We start from the raw sequence: 15,733 nt of genomic DNA, 5'->3' as shown, positions 1-15,733 counted from the left end.
GAGGCATCGATGACCACAGTGCTGTTGCAGGGCGGGACCGTGCTGACGATGGACGACCAGCACACGGTCGTCGCGGACGGCGACGTACTGATCGACGGCGACCGGATCGCGGCCGTCGGGCAACCAGGCCAACGGCTCGACGTACCCGAAGGAACCCAGGTCGTCGACGCGTCCGGCGGCATCGTGATGCCGGGCATGATCGACACGCACCGGCACATGTGGCAGACCGCGATGCGCGCGTACGGCGCCGACTGGACGCTCACGCAGTACTTCGTCTGGTACTACCTCGAGCACGGCAAGATCTTCCGGCCGGAGGACATCCATGCGGGCAACCTGACGTCGGCGTGGGAGTCGCTCGAGGCCGGCGTCACGACCACGGTCGACTGGTCGCACGGGCTGCAGAGCGTCGAGCACGCCGAGGCCGCGGCGGACGCGTTGCGCGCCGTACCCGGGCGGTTTGTCCTTGCCTATGGCAACATCCAGGCCGGGCCGTGGGAGTGGACCGCGGATCCGTCGGTGCGCGCGTTCCTGGAACGGCTGCGGGACGACGGGCAGCTCGGTCTGCAGCTGGCGTTCGACGTGACCGGTGATCCGGCCTTCCCGGAGCGGTCCGCGTTCGAGGTCGCGCGGGAGCTCGGGGTCGGCGTCACTACCCATGCCGGCGTCTGGGGTGCGACCAACGACAACGGCATCAAGCTGATGCACGAGAACGGCTTCATGACGCCGCAGAACATCTATGTCCACGCGGCCACCCTCACCACGGACTCGTACCAGCGGATCGCCGCGACCGGCGGCTCGATCTCGGTCTCCACCGAGTCCGAGCAGAGCGCCGGCCAGGGCTACCCGCCGACCTGGCAGGTACGCCGCCACAACATCCCGGTGTCGCTGTCGATGGACACCAGCGTGTGGTGGAGCGGCGACCTGTTCAGCGCGATGCGGACCACACTCGGCGCGGACCGGGCCCGCGAACACCTGGAGGCGCACATGAACGGCGCCACCGTGACACACAGCCATCTGCGGGCCGAACACGTCGTCGACTGGGCGACCCGCGGCGGTGCCCGCGCGCTCGGCCGTGACGACCTCGGCAGCCTCGAACCCGGCAAGAAGGCCGACGTGATCCTGATCAAGAACGACGCGTCACCGGTGTCGTTCCCGCTGATCAACCCGTACGGCCAGGTGGCGTTCCAGGCCCAGCGCGGTGACGTGCACACGGTGATCGTCGACGGCCGCGTGGTCAAGCACAACCATCAGTTGGTGGGCTGCGACCTGCCCGCCGTACGACGGGAGGTCGAGGCGACCGTCGACCACTTGCGGTCGGCGCTCGGCGAGGAGGCCTGGCTGAGCGGGATGAATCCGGAGCTGCCGGAGGGCGAGGTGCTCGACAATCCGTACCAGTACACGGCGTACAAGTCCGACTCCACCAGCGAGGCGCGTGGCACCATCTTCGGTGAGCCGTAGCCAACCAACAGGAGGACGACAGATGGCAGGCCGTGGTGCAGGTCCGGACTTCGTCGAGTCACTGGCTCGCGGGCTGGACGTGCTCGCCTGCTTCGACGTGGACCACCGCACGATGTCGCTCACCGAGGTCGCGGCCGCGGCCGGCCTGGCCCGGCCGACCGCGCGCCGGCTGCTGCTGACGCTGGAGGAACTCGGCTTCGTCCGCACTACCGGCGGCTCGTTCCAGCTCACGCCCAAGGTGCTGACGCTCGGGATGGCGTACGTCGGTTCGCTCGGCCTGTGGGACATCGCGAAGCCGCACCTCGAGACCCTCGTCGCACGCACCGGCGAGTCCTCGTCGATGGCGCAGCTCGACGGCTCGGACATCGTGTACGTCGCCCGCGTGTCGGTGCCGAAGCTGATCGCGTTGCGGGTCGACATCGGCACCAGATTCCCGGCCGCGCAGACATCACAGGGCAAGGTCCTGCTCTCGGCGCTCTCCCCCAACGCACTCGCTGACGTTCTCGCGCAGCCGAGCCGCGCCGGACTCCCGCCGTACATCGGCCGGACCGCGGAACAACTGCGTGACGAGCTGACCGAGATCCGGGCGCGCGGCTGGGCACTGGCCGACGAGGAACTCGCGCCGGGCGTCCGCTCGGTCGCCGCACCGGTACGCGACGGCACCGGCACGGTGCGAGCCGCGATGAACGTAACCGTGCACGCAGCCGAGACCTCGGTCGAAACACTGCTGCATGACCATCTGCCGTTGCTGCTACGTACGGCGGGTGACGTCAGCGCGGAGTGGGCCCTGTGGCAGTCGCGCCCACACGTCGAGATCGAGCAGCGGGACGAAACGACTGCTTGAATGGTGGTATGACTGTTCTCGACTCGCCCATCCCCCGGTTTCATCTCGCGATTCCGGTCGACGACCTGGACGCGGCGCGGCACTTCTACGGCGAGGTGCTCGGCCTCGAACAGGGCCGCAGCTCCGACACCTGGATCGACTGGAATCTGCGCGGCCACCAGTTCGTCACCCACGTCGCGCCCGAGCGCGCGCAGCGGATCCACAACCCGGTCGACGGCCACGACGTACCGGTGCCGCACTTCGGGCTGATCCTCACCGTCGACGAGTTCCAGACCTTCGCCGAGCGGCTGAAGGCGGCCGGCACCGAGTTCGTCATCGAGCCGTACGTGCGGTTCCAGGGCCAGACCGGCGAGCAGTGGACGATGTTCTTCCTCGACCCGGCCGGGAACGCACTGGAGTTCAAGGCGTTCGCGGACGACTCCCAGGTGTTCGCCGCCTGAGCAGCGAACCTAGGGCGTGATCCAGCCGGTCAGGATCGTCGTACCGGACTGCGTCGTGCAGACCAGGCGGTAGGGATTGTTCGGCGGCGGGCCGAGAACGAAGAAGCCGAGTTCGTCGATCTCCGCTTCTGCCAGCTTGCCGCCGTCGCCGCGGGCCGTGACCAGGCCGACCTCGGGTGGGTCGAGCTGGCCCAGGACGGCGTTCGGCGTCAGCTCGAGCTCGACCGTCCAGCCGTCCGAGGCGAACGTGAGAGAACGCAAGATCGCGCTCTCCGAGCGGATCGCCAGCGCGTCCAGCGGATCCTGTGCGGAGTCGTAGGTGAGCGCCGCCAGTTCGGCGTCGATGGTCCGCCATGCGAACGCCGCCTTGCCGGCTTCGACGAAGGCGGACGGAACTTCGTCCGCGGACGCCAGCGCGTCGCGTAGGGCTTCGATCAGCTTCTCGTCGTCGTGCCAGTCCGGATCCATCACGGTTCTCTCACCCCCTCGTCCTGTCATCGGGTCCATCCGCCGCCAGCCGTGCCAGCGCGGGAGTCTGTCGTAGCCGGGTCAGGCAGCGGGCCCGGTTCGGGCCGATGCTGCCGATCGGCACCTGGAGCCGCCGGCTGATCTCGTCGTACGGCGCCGGTGGGTCCTGCATCAGCAGCCCGAGCAGAACCTGGCAGCGCCGCGAGAGTTCCGCGAACGCGGTGCGCAGGATCGTCTTGCGTTCGTGCCGCAGTACTTCTTCCTCGGCGATCGCCTGTTCAGGAACGTCGGGCGCCTGCACGAAGTCCACCGGTTCGACCCGGCTGGTCGCACGGATCAGCCGAAAGCACTCGCGCTGGGTCGTCGTCGCGATCCAGCCCGGCAACGCGGCCGGCTCGCGCAGACCCGGCAGGTGCTCGACGAGCCGCAGCCACACGCTCTGTCCGACGTCGTCGATATCCGGCTGCGCCAGCCGGCATCGCCGGCACACCGAATAGACGAGCGGCGCATACCGCTCCACCAGTTCGTCCCACGCATTCTTCTCGCCGCCCCTGGCCCTGGTGACCAGGTCGACGACTGTCGAATCGTCCCGCACGCCGCCTCCCCTTCCTCACCGGACCGCTCAGCAACACCTCTCTTACTGGTACAGAGCGATCCGGACGACTGCTGATACATCAAGCTCCGAGTGCGACGAACGAACAACCAGCGGCATCGGCCACCGGATCACCCCGCGCCTCCAGACGAGCCGCGGCGAACGCGGCCGCCAACGATTGACCTGCCTGCAGGTTCTCGTGCATCGCGAGCATCAAGGGAGCGGTTGCCGGGTCGTTCACCGGTACGACGCTCGCCAGAATGCCCGCCGCACCCAACGGGATCAGGCTGCTGCTCAACCCGAGCAGCTCGTCCGCGCCGACCGGCTTCGCCAGCCCGGAATCGCAACTGGACAACACCATCCGGTACGGCGCTCGATGCAACCGCTCGAAGTCGTACACGGTCAGCGGCCCGTCGTCGAGCCGCAACGACGAGAACAACGGACTGTCCGAGCGGAACGTGCCGTGCGCCGCGATATGCGCGATCCAGGCACCGTCGAGTTCCCGCAGTACCTTCTCCGCGGTCGCGTCGCCGTCCGTCAGCACTGTGGCGTCCGGGTACTGCTTCGCCAGCTGCATGACCTCGGCGCGGCCCGCCGACAAGCCCGGCCCGAGCACCAGCACGACACGATGATCCGACGGCGGCCGCACCTGCCGCGCGCGCAACCAGGTCGCCGCCGACGGCACCACGTTCACGGCCCGATCAGCCAACACGGGCACCAGTCCCCAAGGCAACGCGTGCAACCTGCCGGGCGGCACCATCACCACAGGCCGATCCCCCAACAGCTCCTGAGCAGACCCGAGAATCGCGTCCCCCAACCGCGCCCCCAACACCTCGAGAGACGGTCCACCCTGAGGTCGACCGTGTGGTCGGCCGTGAGCCAGACGACGCAGGCGGAATCGCGAACGCTCAACCTCTAGCGCCGCCGCAGCCAACGGACCGACCTCGTGCTTCGTGATCCGCCCGTCCCGCACCACCACCGCGTGCAACACACCCCCAACCTCAACCAGCTCGACAAGCACAGTCTCGCCCAACACCCCCACCAGCTCGTCAACGTCGAACCGAAGCGCGATCCGATTTGCCCCGCCGGTGGCGCGTAGTGCTCGGTCTCGGACCGCCTTCTCCAAACGCCGGCGTTCCTTCTCCAGCGACAGATCGGGCGACGCATCCAACCGCCGTACGACGTCCCGCAGCGCCGCGAGTTCTCCGACGAGTTGCTCGTCGTCCGGCGGACGCACCGGTGGCACCCCGAGCGCCGTCGCCCGCCACCGCTCACCCCAACTCAGCAACCGCCGCGGATCGTCACGCCGCAACGCGTCCCGCAGCGCCAGCCCCGCCAACTCGGCACCGTGACCCGTCGACAACGCCCGCAGCTCGGTCGCGCCCATCGCCAGCCGATGCTCGTCCAACGCATCCAGCCCGCGAGCGCATGCCGACAACATCCCCCGCACGTCACTACGCGCCTCGGCCCGCAAGGCCTTCCCCAACCACGCCGCGCTCCGGGCGATCGGCGGCGCGTCCTTGCTGTGCCGTCCGGCCAACTCCAGTTGCCGATCCGCGGCCCGTGCCCGCCCCTCGGCCAACGCCAACCGCCCCGCCAGCAAATGCGCAGCCGACGCCTCAGACGCACCCAACGCGTCCAGCCGACCAGCCACCGCGCTCACGCGCCGAAGTAACCGCTCTCCACGTTCTCCCGACTGATAGCGCGCCTCCAGCAGCACCATCGACGAGCGCACCGACCACCACTCCCGGCGCTGCGCCGAGAACAACCGCCGCGCCCGATCCGCATGCTCCCGTGCCGCCGCCGGATCCCCCGCCGCCAACGCAGCAGTCGCGGCCGCGAACAACAGCTCCCCGCGTTTGGTCGCCGTACCGCCCTCGCCCGCGATGGCTTGATCCATCTCGGCCAGCGCCTCCGTACTGAGACCGGCCGCGAGCAATACACCGCACCGGTCGATCGCCAGGTCCGGCCAGACCACACCGACTGCCGCGAACCGGCGGCCGGCTTCGTCCAGGTATCGCAGCGCCGCCGGCAGATCGCCCCGCGAGAACGCGACCAATCCACGATTCTGCCGGGCCTCGGCGTACTCGAACTCCTGACCCGTCGCGGCGTACAACTTCTCCGCAACAGCGAAATCCGCGTCCGCGCGCAACGTAGAGCCCAAAGCGAGTTGGATGAATCCGCGATAGTTGCGCGACCGCGCCTCCCAGACCTGATCGCCCGAACGTCGCAACCGCGTGATCGCGGACCGCAGATCGTCGAGCGCCTCGCGATGCCGCCCAAGCACCAGCAGTACGTCGGCACGCCGCAACAGCACGCGCCCGGTCAACGCACCGCGGCTGAGGTCGACCGCACGATCGAGCCGCGCCAGACCCTCCCGACTCCGGCCCGCCCGGCCGAGCGTTGCGCCCAACGTGGCAAGGACATCCGCCTGTCGCTCCGACCGCCCGGACCGCTCCGCCAGCCGCAGCGCGGTGCGCAACTCGCGGACGGCCGTGGTCACGTCGCCGAGCTGCCGCAGACCGATGCCCCAGGCCTGGTGTGCGATCGACGCCTCCACCGCCGCCGGCGCACCGGCCAGCAGCGTCCGCGCCGACGCGATCGCGTCGTGCGGGCGTGACAACGCAAGAGGCAGCAGATTCTCTGCCGCCTCGGCACTCCCCCCTGCCGTCGGCATTCTGGAATAGTATCGGGCATTTCGACTGTCCAGGGGGGATGTAAGGAAATGGAAAATCAAACGACCGAGCGAAAGTACATTGCTCAGATCGAGCTGATTCTCAGAGCATTCGAGGGTCAGGTCGCGGTGTTTCCGGAGGACTGGGAGAAGCGGTCGGAGGGGGCCGACTACCTGTACCGCACCGGAGCGGTCCTGGTCCGCGACAAGGACGTCCCGCGAGTGATCGAGCTCTTCCAGGGCGGGCGCCCTGACGACGGCGGGATCGGCGGCGTCACCCGGCTGCTGCTGCCGGACCGCGTGCCGCCCGAAGCCCCGGAAGATCGTTCACTCACCCAACGATTCCTGAAGTACGCCGACCTGCGGCTCGGACGCGGTGTCGTCACACCGGAGCACCTGTTCTACGTCACGCCGAGCGTCAGCCCGTGCCCGGCGACCGAGCCCGAGGAGGTAACGCCCGGTACTCCGCCGGACCCGGTGCTGCCCACACCGTTCCTGTCCGCGGGCGCCGCGGACGGTCGCGGGGTGAAGGTCGTCGTACTCGATGTGGGCTGGTCCGACGCACCGGCGGCGTACTGGCTGACCGGGGTGACCGGCGATCCGGAGAACGCGTTCGACCCGGCCGGGCACATCAAGCCGTACGCCGGACACGGGACCTTCATCGCCGGCGTGATGCGGGCGATCGCGCGCAACGTGGAGATCGTGGTGAAGAGCTACTTCACCGCGGCCGGTGCGATGTGGGAGTTCGATCTCGCGCAGGCACTGGACGAGATCCTCGATCTGGCGCCCGACATCATCAGCCTCTCGGCGGGGACCCGGACCCGGTTCGACCTGGCGCCGCTCGCTCTGGACGTCTTCGTACAGACCCGGCTGAACCGCGTCAACGGGCTCACGCTGGTCGCCGCGGCGGGCAACGAGTCGTCCAGGGACTACTTCTGGCCGGCCGCGTTCCCCGAGGCCGTCGGCGTCGGTGCGCTGGCGGACAACGGGCGGGACCGGGCGTCGTTCAGCAACTTCGGTGGCTGGGTCGACGTCTACGCACCGGGCGAGCACCTGGTGAACGCGTTCCTGACCGGCGACTACGAGTGCACCGAACCGCCGAACACCGGCCAAGTGCGCTCGTTCGCGGGCATGGCCCGGTGGAGCGGTACGTCGTTCGCGACGCCGCTCGTGGCCGGTCTGATCGCCGGCCGGATGTCAGTCACCGGTGAGAGCGCCAAGCAGGCGGCGGACGCGCTGCTGGCGTTCGCGCTCACGCAGCCCGAGCCGGGCACCGGGCCGGTCCTGCGGGCCGGCGACGCACTGGCATCACTCGGCTAGAACTGAACAACGCGCCGACGCGGTGCGGTTTTCCGGCCTGACCGCCCGGACGCTCGCACCGCGTCAGCTCCCCCTCTTGCGTGCCCCCGTGCCGCCCTCCCCCCTGCAGCGGCCCGAAGGCTTCCCCCCACTTCTGCGGAGTCACCCTCGGTGCGGGTTGATACACCCGGTTGTCCGGAAAGTTTTCAACGGCTCGGCGGCTGCGGCTGCTCACAAAGGAACGGCGGCCGGTGACCGCCGGAGTGGTAGTTGTACTGCTGCCCGCCGACCTCGAGGACCGTCCGGTTCCCCGGCACCAGCGCCTGGGTGTAACGCATTCCCGGCTCCGGGCAGCCGAGGCTCCCGTCGGGCCAGGTGACGTCCTCGGAGCTGACGACGGTCACCTGCGCCGCGTCCACCCCCAGCCGCTTGGTGAGGTCAGCCTTGGCTTGGTCGACCACACTGCCGCCCGGGCTCGCCGGCTCGGAACTACTGCTGCTGCCACTACTGCTCGGCGTCATCGACGGTTGCCCTCCAGTCACGGATTCATTGCCACACGCAACCAAAAGTACGGCTGCCGCCAGCACGGTCGTCACACTGCGCATCATGATCACCTCCCACAGTAGACGTCTCCCCCAGTCGATTCGTTGCAGACGGTACAACTGCCACGCCTCCGGCGCGGCGGGTCATGGGGCTGTAACTCCCGTCCTTCCCTCGTCGCTCCGGTCGCTTCGCTCCCTCCGCTCCTCAGTCCAGGACGGGAGGCCCCATGACCAGTTGTTCAGATTCTGTTTGCCGTCCGTCGGCCGTCACCGTGAAGGATCGCGGCAACGTCCCGTCCAAGGAGTCAGCCATGTCTGTCGATCGTCGTTCCGTCCTCCGAGGTGCCGCCGTCGGCGCCGCCGGGGTCGGCTTCACCACCGTCGGCGCCGTGCCGACGCTCGCCGAGGCCGCGCCGGCCTCGCACGGCGACCGTTCGCCGTTCCCGCAGCACAAGCCCTTCCCGCCGCTGCTCGACGACCCGAAGGGCCTCCTGGCGCTGCCCGCCGGCTTCAAGTACAAGGTCGTCACCAAGGCCGGTGAGACCAAGCTGAAGAGTGGCCAGGCGACGCCGAACGCCCACGACGGAACCGCCGTGTTCAACACCGGGAACCACTACCGGCTGATCCAGAACCACGAGATCAGCAGCGCCGGCGAGCTCGGCGTACCGCAGATCGAAGGCACGGTGTACGACACCGGCGTCGGAGCGGCCGGCGGCTGCACCGTCATCGACGTCGACAAGGACGGCGCCAACCTCGGCGAGTGGGTCGGCATCTCCGGCACCCTGACGAACTGCGCCGGCGGCCCGACGCCGTGGGGCACCTGGATGACCTGCGAGGAGACCGAGAACAAGGCCAACGGCACCACCCGGCTGAAGGACCACGGGTACGTCTTCGAGGTCTGGGGCGACGGTAAGACCGCGCACCCGGTGCCGCTGAAGGCGCTTGGGCGGTACGCCCACGAGGCGCTCGCGATCGACGAGGACCGGACCCACATCTACCTGTCCGAGGACGCCTCCGGCCCGAACGGCACGTTCTACCGCTGGTCGGCGCCGCGCGGCTACAAGGTCGGCCCGGACAGCTGGCAGGACCTGCAGAACAAGGACTTCGGCACCCTCGAGGCGCTGGCCATCCTCGGTGACGACGGCAAGCCGATCCCGGACGTCGCCTACCTGACGTCGGCCCAGCTGCTTCGCCCGTTCCGGGTCGCGTGGGTCCCGGTACCGGACCGCGACGGCGCAACGACGTCGGTGCGCAAGCAGTTCACCGACGGCCAGATCACCCGCGGCAAGAAGTTCGAGGGCGTCTACGGCACCAAGCAGGGCGTGTACGTCGTGAACTCGTACGCCGAGTCCGGCACCGCCGACCTGCCCGCCGACGCGGTCCCGCACGACGGCATGGTCTGGTTCTACAACTACGACGCCAAGACCATCCAGCTGGTCACGTACTTCCCGGACAACGCCGCCGCGGACAAGGGCGCCGACGCGAAGTACGACGACTACAACTTCGACAGCCCGGACAACGTCACCGTGACGCCGTGGGGCTCGCTGGTGCTCGCCGAGGACGGCAACGCCAGCAGCCACGTGCTGAGCGCGACGCCGGGCGGTCCGGCGTACGCCATCGCCCGGAACATGCTGAACGACTCCGAGTTCACCGGCCCGACGTTCTCCGCGGACGGCAAGGTGCTCTTCGTCAACATCCAGACGCCGGGTATCACGCTGGCCATCACCGGTCCGTGGCGCGACTACCTCGGCTGAGTGCAGATCCCGACAACGCCGCAAGCAAGGTGAGCGATCGGTCGTCCGGACCGACGCATACCTCGTTCATCAGGTAGGAGAAGGCGGTCTCGCGACCCGGCCAGGCGCCGTGTCGCGAGCCGCCCGCTCCGGCGTGGCCGAAGGCGTCGGGCTGGTCGCCCATCCGCCCGTCGCCGGTCTGCAGTTCGTAGCCTGCGCCGTACGCCATCGGGGTTCCCCAGTTCGGCTCGGCGCCACGCCGGAGCTCGCGGCGTCCGAGCTCGACGGTCGCCGGCGTCAGGACGCGGACGCCGTCCACCTCGCCGAGCATCGACGCGTAGAAACGCGCCATCCCGCGACCCGTCGCGTAGCCGCCGACCGCTGCTAGTCCGGCGGTGCGGTACTCGACGCTGTTCCAGATCTTCTCCGAGCCCGGGATCCACAGCGGATTCGGCCGGTTCAGCTCGCTCCACGGCCCGTCGACGAGGACGCCGTCCGGCGCGACCATCGTCGCCGCCCGCCAGTGCAGTTCCTCCGGCAGGCCGATCCACACCTCGAGGCCCAGCGGTGCAGCGAACTCGTCGGCGAAGAACTGGCCCACGGTTCGTCCGTCCACTCGCCGTACCAGCTCGTCCAGCAGCCAGCCCCAGGTCACCGCGTGATACATGAACCCGGCGCGCGGATCGGACGCCGGCGCCTGCGCAGCCAGGTGCGCCGCCATCGCGTCGTGGTCGAACAGGTCGGCGTACCCGGCCTCGACCCACGCCAGCCGGGCCTGGTGGGACAGCACCTGCGCGATCGTCGTACGTTCCTTGCCCTCGGCACTGAACTCGGGCCAGTAGCGGCTGACCGGATCGTCCAGCTGGAGTTGACCGCGCTGCGCCAGCAGCAGGATGCACGCGCTGGTGAGTCCCTTGGTTCCGGAGAACATCAGATGCACGGTGTCGCGATCCCATGGTCGGCCGGTGTCCGGGTCCGCCGTACCGCCCCACAGGTCGACCACCAGCTCGCCCCGGTGGTACGCCGCGAACGCCGCGCCCAGTTCGCCGCGCTCGGTGAAGTTCCGCTCGAACGCGCCGGCGACGTCCTCGTATCCCGCTGCTGTCCACATGAGAGTTGATGGTACCGATCGTTCTTAACTAGGTCCAGCTCGGTATGGTGGAGCGTGGAGGTGGTGGCCCGATGCCGGTCAAGGCTGGGGAACGGCTGGATCCCGAGGCGACGAAGGCCCGGATCCTGAAGGCGGCGGCGGACGTGTTCGGCCGGCGCGGGATCCATGCGGCCGGGATCAACGAGGTCGTCGAGGCGGCGGGCGCGTCCAAACTCACCATCTACAAGAACTTCGGCTCCAAGGAGGGGCTGGTCGAGGCGGTGCTCACCGACCGCACGCAGCGGGTCCGCGCGTGGCACAACGAGGCCGTCGAGCGAGCCGGCGGGAACGCGAGAGAGCGCATTCTCGTGGTCTTCGACCTGGTCGCGAGCTGGTACGCCGAAGCCGGGTTCCGCGGCTGCGCGATGATGAACGCAGCCACCGAGGATCGCGGGCAGGAGGGTGCGCCGCAGCGGCTCGCGCAGGATCATCTCGCCTTCTACCGCTCGCTTTTCGAGCGCCTGCTGAGCGAGGCCGGAGCGCGTGATCCGAAGGCATCGGCGCGGCAATTGGTCGTCGTACTGGAGGGTGCGACGCTGATCAGCGCGGTGGACCAGGATCCCGGGCTGGGCGCGGAGGCGCGGGTCATCGTGGAGACGCTGCTCGACGCGGCATTCTGAGCAGTACGACGACGCAGGAGAGTCCCGCGCCCGCGGCCACCAGGAACGCCGTACGGAACCCAGCCTGCTCGGCGACGAATCCACCGAGCGGACCCGCGGTCATCACGCCGAGATCCCAGAACGACGTCATCACACCCATCGACACTCCGGGCCGCAAACCCCGCACCCGGTCCAGCGTCATCGAGACGCAGGCCGGGTAGACCAACGCCAACCCGAACCCGGCCAGCGCGGTGAAGATCGTTGCGCCGACCGGCCCATTCGCCTGCGCGATCCCGATCAGCGCGACGATCTCCACGGCGACGGTCGAGGCCGCGACCACGCGCCCGCCGTACCGATCGACCAGCGGACTCCCGGCGAACCGCACCACCAGGAAGGCCGCCGCAAACACCGCCAGCGCGACGTCGTCGACACCGATCCCGTCGGCCCGCAACCGCAGCACGAGGAGCGCCGCCACCGTGCCGTAGCAGTAGGCCGCCAGCCCAATAATTGCCCCTGGCAACGGGACGCCGCGCGGCACCAGATCCCGGATCCCCCGGATCCGTGCCAACGGCTCACCCCGAGCCGGATCACGCCGCGTCGTCAGCACCAGGACGGCCGATGCGGCGGACAGCGCAACAACCGCCCACCAAACCCGATCTCCAACAAGAGTTCCGAGTAGTGGGCCGGCAGCAAGACCGCCCCACATCGACAGGCCGAACCAGCCCGCAAGCCGACCACGCTGCGCCATCCGCGTACCCGCCAGAACCCAGGGCAATGCGGCCGAGAAGAGCGCCGCCTCACCCGCACCCATCACCAGACGAGCAAGCAGCAACACACCCAAGTTCGGCGCCAACAGTTGCCCGAGGCCCCCAAGAGCCGCCAGCACTCCCCCGGCGACGACCACCGGCCGCGACCAGCCCGCGTCAGCCAGCCACCCCGCGAACGGCCGGCCACACGCGGTCGCGAGGAACGCGATCCCGACCGCGGTCCCGCTCGCCAGCGCTCCGCCGCCGAACTTCTCCGGCACGTACGACGGCAACGCCTGCAAGGCCGCCCCGAACGCCAGATACCCACACAGCACCGCCACCCACAACCGCCGCACCGGAACACCCATGGAACGACATAATACCGTTCGTTACCATCTACCCAACCGAGACTCCCTCACGCGCGCGCCCGGCCGCCTCGAACCCGACCTTGAGCACCCACCAACCATTTTCATCGCCGTCATTTGGTTGACCGGCGCCCAAGGTCGCCGCTGCGTGGTTGGCCGGAGCCCAAGGTCGCGTTACCTGGGTTGGTCGAGGAGGACGACCTCGCAGTTGTAGTGCTGCGATGCGGTCATCTCCCCGCGGAACCACAGGAGCGGCACGCGACTGGCATCACCCGGCGCGACGATCGGGCGGAGGTTGTCGGCGGTCGAGTTCTCGGTGACCGGTGTCCACGCCCACGTCGTCCCACCGTCCGCCGTACGGGCGTGAAAGATCTCGTGGTGCTTCAGTGCGGCACCATCGCGGGGATCGATCGGGGTCGAGACGTAGAGCGAGTCGAGGTCGTACGGGTCGATCGCGACCAGGCCGGTGTAGTCGTTCTCGTGCAGCAGCAGACCGTGCCCAGCCTTGGCCAGTTGCTGTACCTGCCAGGTCCCGCCCGGAGCGAGCCGCGCATAGAAGAAGCGGTGATCCGGCACCGGGTGCTCACGCGCGAAAGAGCTCTCTGGCGTTTCCGGGGCGTCGTGGCGGGCCAGCAGAATGGCCGCGAGGGTGCCGTCGTCGGCGCGGCGGATGTCGACGGTCCAGCAGTGCGTCATCGGCTCGCCGTCCCAGACCGAGTCCGCGGCGAGGACCGTGGTCAGTTCCACCTGCGACGGCGCGTCGGCGTCCAGCGCGATCTCGTCCACCACGGTCCCGTCGGTCCGGTGCAGCGCACCTGCCTCCAGGTACCCGTGGTAGATCGAGTTGTTGTAGTCGCGCGGATGGTGATCCGTCGTGATGAGATCCACTCGCGTCGGCGTGGACACGTAGCGGGTGTAGCCGTTGACGTAGCCGATCTTCGGGCGGGTGAAGAGTTTCCCGGCGTACGTCCAGGTGTCGCCGTCGTCGTCGGACACCAGTGCGCACGGGTCGTCGTTGACCGCTCTCGCGAAGCAGTACAACCGGCCGTCGAGTTCGTGCAGGTTCGAGTACGTGACGCCGCGGCCGCCGGTGAACTCGCTCCAGTCGAACGTCTGCTCCGGCCCCCACTTCCGCGGATCGCCCGGCTCGCTCACCCGCCACCGCGTCAGGTCGTCGGTCTTGTGCTTCGTGTACACGGCCAGCCAGCGCCCGTCCCTGCGGCGCCACAACGCCGGCACATCATGGTCGTCGGCCTCGAACCGCTCATGCAGTACGACGACCTCGACCGAGCCGGTGCGCAACTCCACCACGGTCAGCTCGACATTGCCGGCCCGCGCGTCTCCCCCAGGCCCCTCCGGCGCGGCGATCGATCCGACGACGAGCACTCCGCCATCCGGATCCACCACCGCCCGCTCATCCTGGAACCAGCACCAAGCACCGTTGTCGTTGATCACCCGAGCCGCATCCATGGCCACTCAGTCTGGCAGACCCGACGTCTCATCGGTAAGCGCTTGCCACCATGTGGTCACCTCTGCGTGCGACGATCGGAGTATGCCGATCGACCAGCATCTTCTGCTCGCGTTTCTGCTGACCACGACGATCGCGATGATCACGCCCGGACCGGACATGCTGTTCATCCTCGGCTGCGGGATGCGCAGCGGGCCGCGGGCCGGTCTGCTGGCGACGGCTGGGGTGGCGACGAGTGAGGCTGTGCACGTCGCGGTGGCCGCGGCCGGGTTGGCCGCGTTGTTCGCGGCGGTGCCGGTCGCGTTCACCGCGGTCCGGATCGTCGGTGCGGCGTACCTGGTCTATCTCGGCGTGCAGATGATCCGGCACCGCAACGACGCCGTCGACGACGGGCCGGCCGGCGACGCCGCGATGTCCGGACGGAAGGCGTACCTGACCGGGCTGACCACCAACCTGCTGAACCCGAAGATGGTCACGTTCACGATCGCCTTCCTGCCGCAGTTCGTGGTGCCGTCCCACGGCCAGGTATGGCTGCAGTTCGCGGTGCTCGGGGCGATCCTGATCGTGCTGGAGTTCCTGGTCGACGGGACGGTCGGCCTGCTGGCCGGGCGGATCGGGAACTGGCTGCGCACCCGCCGTACCGCCCGGCGCCGGATCGACACCGCCACCGGCGGCATCTTCATCGGACTCGGCGTCCGCCTCGCCCTCCTGCGCTAGACGAGGTTAAAACCGCCGGTCCAGGAGGCCTTCTCACCGACGGCGAGGGTGAGCTGGAGGAAGCCGGCGGCTTCGAGCTCACGCGCGCGCTTCAGGGCACCGGCGTCGACGGCCTTCAGGCCGCCGGCGGAGACGATCCCGGCCAGCTGTGCCTTGGCGTCCGCGTCGTCACCCGCGATCAGAACGGTCGTCGGCGCCTCGCCGACCTTCCCGGTCGCGATGGTCGCGGCGAAGTTTGTGTTGAAGGCCTTCAGCACCTTGGAGTCCGGGAGCCGCGTGGCGAGTTCGGCGGCCGCGGAGCCGTCCGCGGGAACCACCAGCGAGTCGAAGGTCTCGAAGTTCAGCGGATTGCTGATGTCGACGACGATCTTGCCGGCCAACTGGTCGGCGCGATCGGCGAGCACCTGGTCGTACGCCGGGTGCGGCGTCGCGAGGATCACGACGTCGCCGGTGACCGGCTTGTCCTTGTCGGTGGAGTTGAACAGCTCGACGGTGTTGCCGCCCTTGGCGACGACGGCCGCGATCGCCTGTCCCATGTTCCCGCTGCCGATGATGCTGACGTGCGTCATACTCGCTCCTTTTGGTTGTACCTTCAACCATCACGATAGCGTGAGATGGTTGTAGCTACAACCATGTGT

Annotated in this window: 15 protein-coding genes; 7 read left to right on the top strand and 8 right to left on the bottom strand. The window is 68.9% G+C overall.

Features of this window, described 5'->3' with window-relative positions; translation table 11 throughout:
• The first annotated feature begins 9 nt into the window (after positions 1–9).
• The 3 genes from EV649_RS20565 to EV649_RS20555 are packed head-to-tail and all read left to right on the top strand — an operon-like array spanning position 10 to position 2,742.
• A complete protein-coding gene (locus EV649_RS20565; RefSeq protein ID WP_130385182.1) occupies positions 10–1,458 on the top strand; it encodes an amidohydrolase family protein in 1,449 nt (482 codons plus the stop codon).
• A gap of 22 nt (positions 1,459–1,480) precedes the next feature.
• A complete protein-coding gene (locus EV649_RS20560; protein WP_130385181.1) occupies positions 1,481–2,302 on the top strand; it encodes an IclR family transcriptional regulator C-terminal domain-containing protein in 822 nt (273 codons plus the stop codon).
• An 8-nt stretch (positions 2,303–2,310) separates the two neighbouring features.
• On the top strand, positions 2,311–2,742 hold the full coding sequence (locus EV649_RS20555) for a VOC family protein (protein WP_130385180.1): 432 nt from the start codon (positions 2,311–2,313) through the stop codon (positions 2,740–2,742).
• Between the two features lie 9 nt (positions 2,743–2,751).
• On the opposite strand, the gene EV649_RS20550 is transcribed toward EV649_RS20555, so the two are convergent.
• The 3 genes from EV649_RS20550 to EV649_RS20540 form a co-directional block, all read right to left on the bottom strand.
• Entirely contained in the window at positions 2,752–3,240 is a 489-nt protein-coding gene (locus EV649_RS20550) for a hypothetical protein (RefSeq protein ID WP_130385179.1), read from the bottom strand.
• A complete protein-coding gene (locus EV649_RS20545) occupies positions 3,221–3,805 on the bottom strand; it encodes a sigma-70 family RNA polymerase sigma factor (protein ID WP_130385178.1) in 585 nt (194 codons plus the stop codon). Before EV649_RS20545 ends, EV649_RS20550 begins: the two co-directional genes overlap by 20 nt.
• A 79-nt stretch (positions 3,806–3,884) precedes the next feature.
• Positions 3,885–6,479, bottom strand: coding sequence for a CHAT domain-containing protein (locus EV649_RS20540; RefSeq protein WP_130385177.1), 2,595 nt, complete (start codon positions 6,477–6,479; stop codon positions 3,885–3,887).
• Between the two features lie 48 nt (positions 6,480–6,527).
• On the opposite strand from EV649_RS20540, the gene EV649_RS20535 reads away from it, so the two are divergent.
• A complete protein-coding gene (locus tag EV649_RS20535) occupies positions 6,528–7,796 on the top strand; it encodes a S8 family serine peptidase (RefSeq protein WP_130385176.1) in 1,269 nt (422 codons plus the stop codon).
• A 185-nt stretch (positions 7,797–7,981) separates the two neighbouring features.
• On the opposite strand, the gene EV649_RS20530 is transcribed toward EV649_RS20535, so the two are convergent.
• Positions 7,982–8,383: a hypothetical protein gene (locus EV649_RS20530; protein ID WP_130385175.1), complete on the bottom strand. Its 402-nt coding sequence runs from the start codon at positions 8,381–8,383 to the stop codon at positions 7,982–7,984.
• A gap of 245 nt (positions 8,384–8,628) precedes the next feature.
• On the opposite strand from EV649_RS20530, the gene EV649_RS20525 reads away from it, so the two are divergent.
• Positions 8,629–10,071, top strand: coding sequence for an alkaline phosphatase PhoX (locus EV649_RS20525; protein WP_130385174.1), 1,443 nt, complete (start codon positions 8,629–8,631; stop codon positions 10,069–10,071).
• On the opposite strand, the gene EV649_RS20520 is transcribed toward EV649_RS20525, so the two are convergent.
• Positions 10,040–11,161 (bottom strand): serine hydrolase domain-containing protein, encoded by a 1,122-nt coding sequence (locus EV649_RS20520; protein ID WP_130385173.1) that lies wholly within the window; start codon positions 11,159–11,161, stop codon positions 10,040–10,042. The two genes, EV649_RS20525 and EV649_RS20520, sit on opposite strands and share 32 nt — an antisense overlap.
• Positions 11,162–11,232: 71 nt before the next feature.
• Here EV649_RS20520 and EV649_RS20515 point away from each other — a divergent pair, with 71 nt between their 5' ends.
• A complete protein-coding gene (locus EV649_RS20515) occupies positions 11,233–11,820 on the top strand; it encodes a TetR/AcrR family transcriptional regulator (RefSeq protein WP_157996268.1) in 588 nt (195 codons plus the stop codon).
• Here the strand turns inward: EV649_RS20515 and EV649_RS20510 are convergent.
• Both EV649_RS20510 and EV649_RS20505 read right to left on the bottom strand, forming a co-directional pair.
• Positions 11,786–12,913, bottom strand: coding sequence for an MFS transporter (locus tag EV649_RS20510; RefSeq protein WP_130385171.1), 1,128 nt, complete (start codon positions 12,911–12,913; stop codon positions 11,786–11,788). The genes EV649_RS20515 and EV649_RS20510 overlap by 35 nt on opposite strands.
• A 171-nt stretch (positions 12,914–13,084) precedes the next feature.
• On the bottom strand, positions 13,085–14,380 hold the full coding sequence (locus tag EV649_RS20505) for a BNR-4 repeat-containing protein (protein ID WP_130385170.1): 1,296 nt from the start codon (positions 14,378–14,380) through the stop codon (positions 13,085–13,087).
• Between the two features lie 82 nt (positions 14,381–14,462).
• Here EV649_RS20505 and EV649_RS20500 point away from each other — a divergent pair, with 82 nt between their 5' ends.
• Positions 14,463–15,095 carry a LysE family translocator gene (locus EV649_RS20500; protein ID WP_130385169.1) on the top strand — a complete coding sequence of 211 codons (633 nt, stop codon included), beginning with the start codon at positions 14,463–14,465 and terminating at the stop codon, positions 15,093–15,095.
• Here the strand turns inward: EV649_RS20500 and EV649_RS20495 are convergent.
• Positions 15,092–15,664 (bottom strand): NADPH-dependent F420 reductase, encoded by a 573-nt coding sequence (locus EV649_RS20495; RefSeq protein WP_130385168.1) that lies wholly within the window; start codon positions 15,662–15,664, stop codon positions 15,092–15,094. The genes EV649_RS20500 and EV649_RS20495 overlap by 4 nt on opposite strands.
• Positions 15,665–15,733: the final 69 nt, after the last annotated feature.

The organism is Kribbella sp. VKM Ac-2569, assembly GCF_004216905.1.
Classification (GTDB): Bacteria; Actinomycetota; Actinomycetes; order Propionibacteriales; family Kribbellaceae; genus Kribbella.
The sequence above is the reverse complement of the archived record's forward strand: the minus strand, read 5'-3'. Positions and strand labels throughout refer to the sequence as shown.

Excerpts from the sequence above, each read along its gene's own strand:
- EV649_RS20555 (WP_130385180.1), top strand. The coding sequence starts at position 2,311 with ATGACTGTTCTCGACTCGCCCATCCCCCGGTTTCATCTCGCGATTCCG.
- EV649_RS20565 (WP_130385182.1), top strand. The coding sequence starts at position 10 with ATGACCACAGTGCTGTTGCAGGGCGGGACCGTGCTGACGATGGACGAC.
- EV649_RS20560 (WP_130385181.1), top strand. The coding sequence starts at position 1,481 with ATGGCAGGCCGTGGTGCAGGTCCGGACTTCGTCGAGTCACTGGCTCGC.
- EV649_RS20540 (WP_130385177.1), bottom strand. The coding sequence starts at position 6,479 with ATGCCGACGGCAGGGGGGAGTGCCGAGGCGGCAGAGAATCTGCTGCCT.
- EV649_RS20530 (WP_130385175.1), bottom strand. The coding sequence starts at position 8,383 with ATGATGCGCAGTGTGACGACCGTGCTGGCGGCAGCCGTACTTTTGGTT.
- EV649_RS20515 (WP_157996268.1), top strand. The coding sequence starts at position 11,233 with ATGCCGGTCAAGGCTGGGGAACGGCTGGATCCCGAGGCGACGAAGGCC.
- EV649_RS20500 (WP_130385169.1), top strand. The coding sequence starts at position 14,463 with ATGCCGATCGACCAGCATCTTCTGCTCGCGTTTCTGCTGACCACGACG.
- EV649_RS20525 (WP_130385174.1), top strand. The coding sequence starts at position 8,629 with ATGTCTGTCGATCGTCGTTCCGTCCTCCGAGGTGCCGCCGTCGGCGCC.
- EV649_RS20535 (WP_130385176.1), top strand. The coding sequence starts at position 6,528 with ATGGAAAATCAAACGACCGAGCGAAAGTACATTGCTCAGATCGAGCTG.
- EV649_RS20505 (WP_130385170.1), bottom strand. The coding sequence starts at position 14,380 with ATGGATGCGGCTCGGGTGATCAACGACAACGGTGCTTGGTGCTGGTTC.
- EV649_RS20520 (WP_130385173.1), bottom strand. The coding sequence starts at position 11,161 with ATGTGGACAGCAGCGGGATACGAGGACGTCGCCGGCGCGTTCGAGCGG.
- EV649_RS20510 (WP_130385171.1), bottom strand. The coding sequence starts at position 12,913 with ATGGGTGTTCCGGTGCGGCGGTTGTGGGTGGCGGTGCTGTGTGGGTAT.
- EV649_RS20550 (WP_130385179.1), bottom strand. The coding sequence starts at position 3,240 with ATGACAGGACGAGGGGGTGAGAGAACCGTGATGGATCCGGACTGGCAC.
- EV649_RS20495 (WP_130385168.1), bottom strand. The coding sequence starts at position 15,664 with ATGACGCACGTCAGCATCATCGGCAGCGGGAACATGGGACAGGCGATC.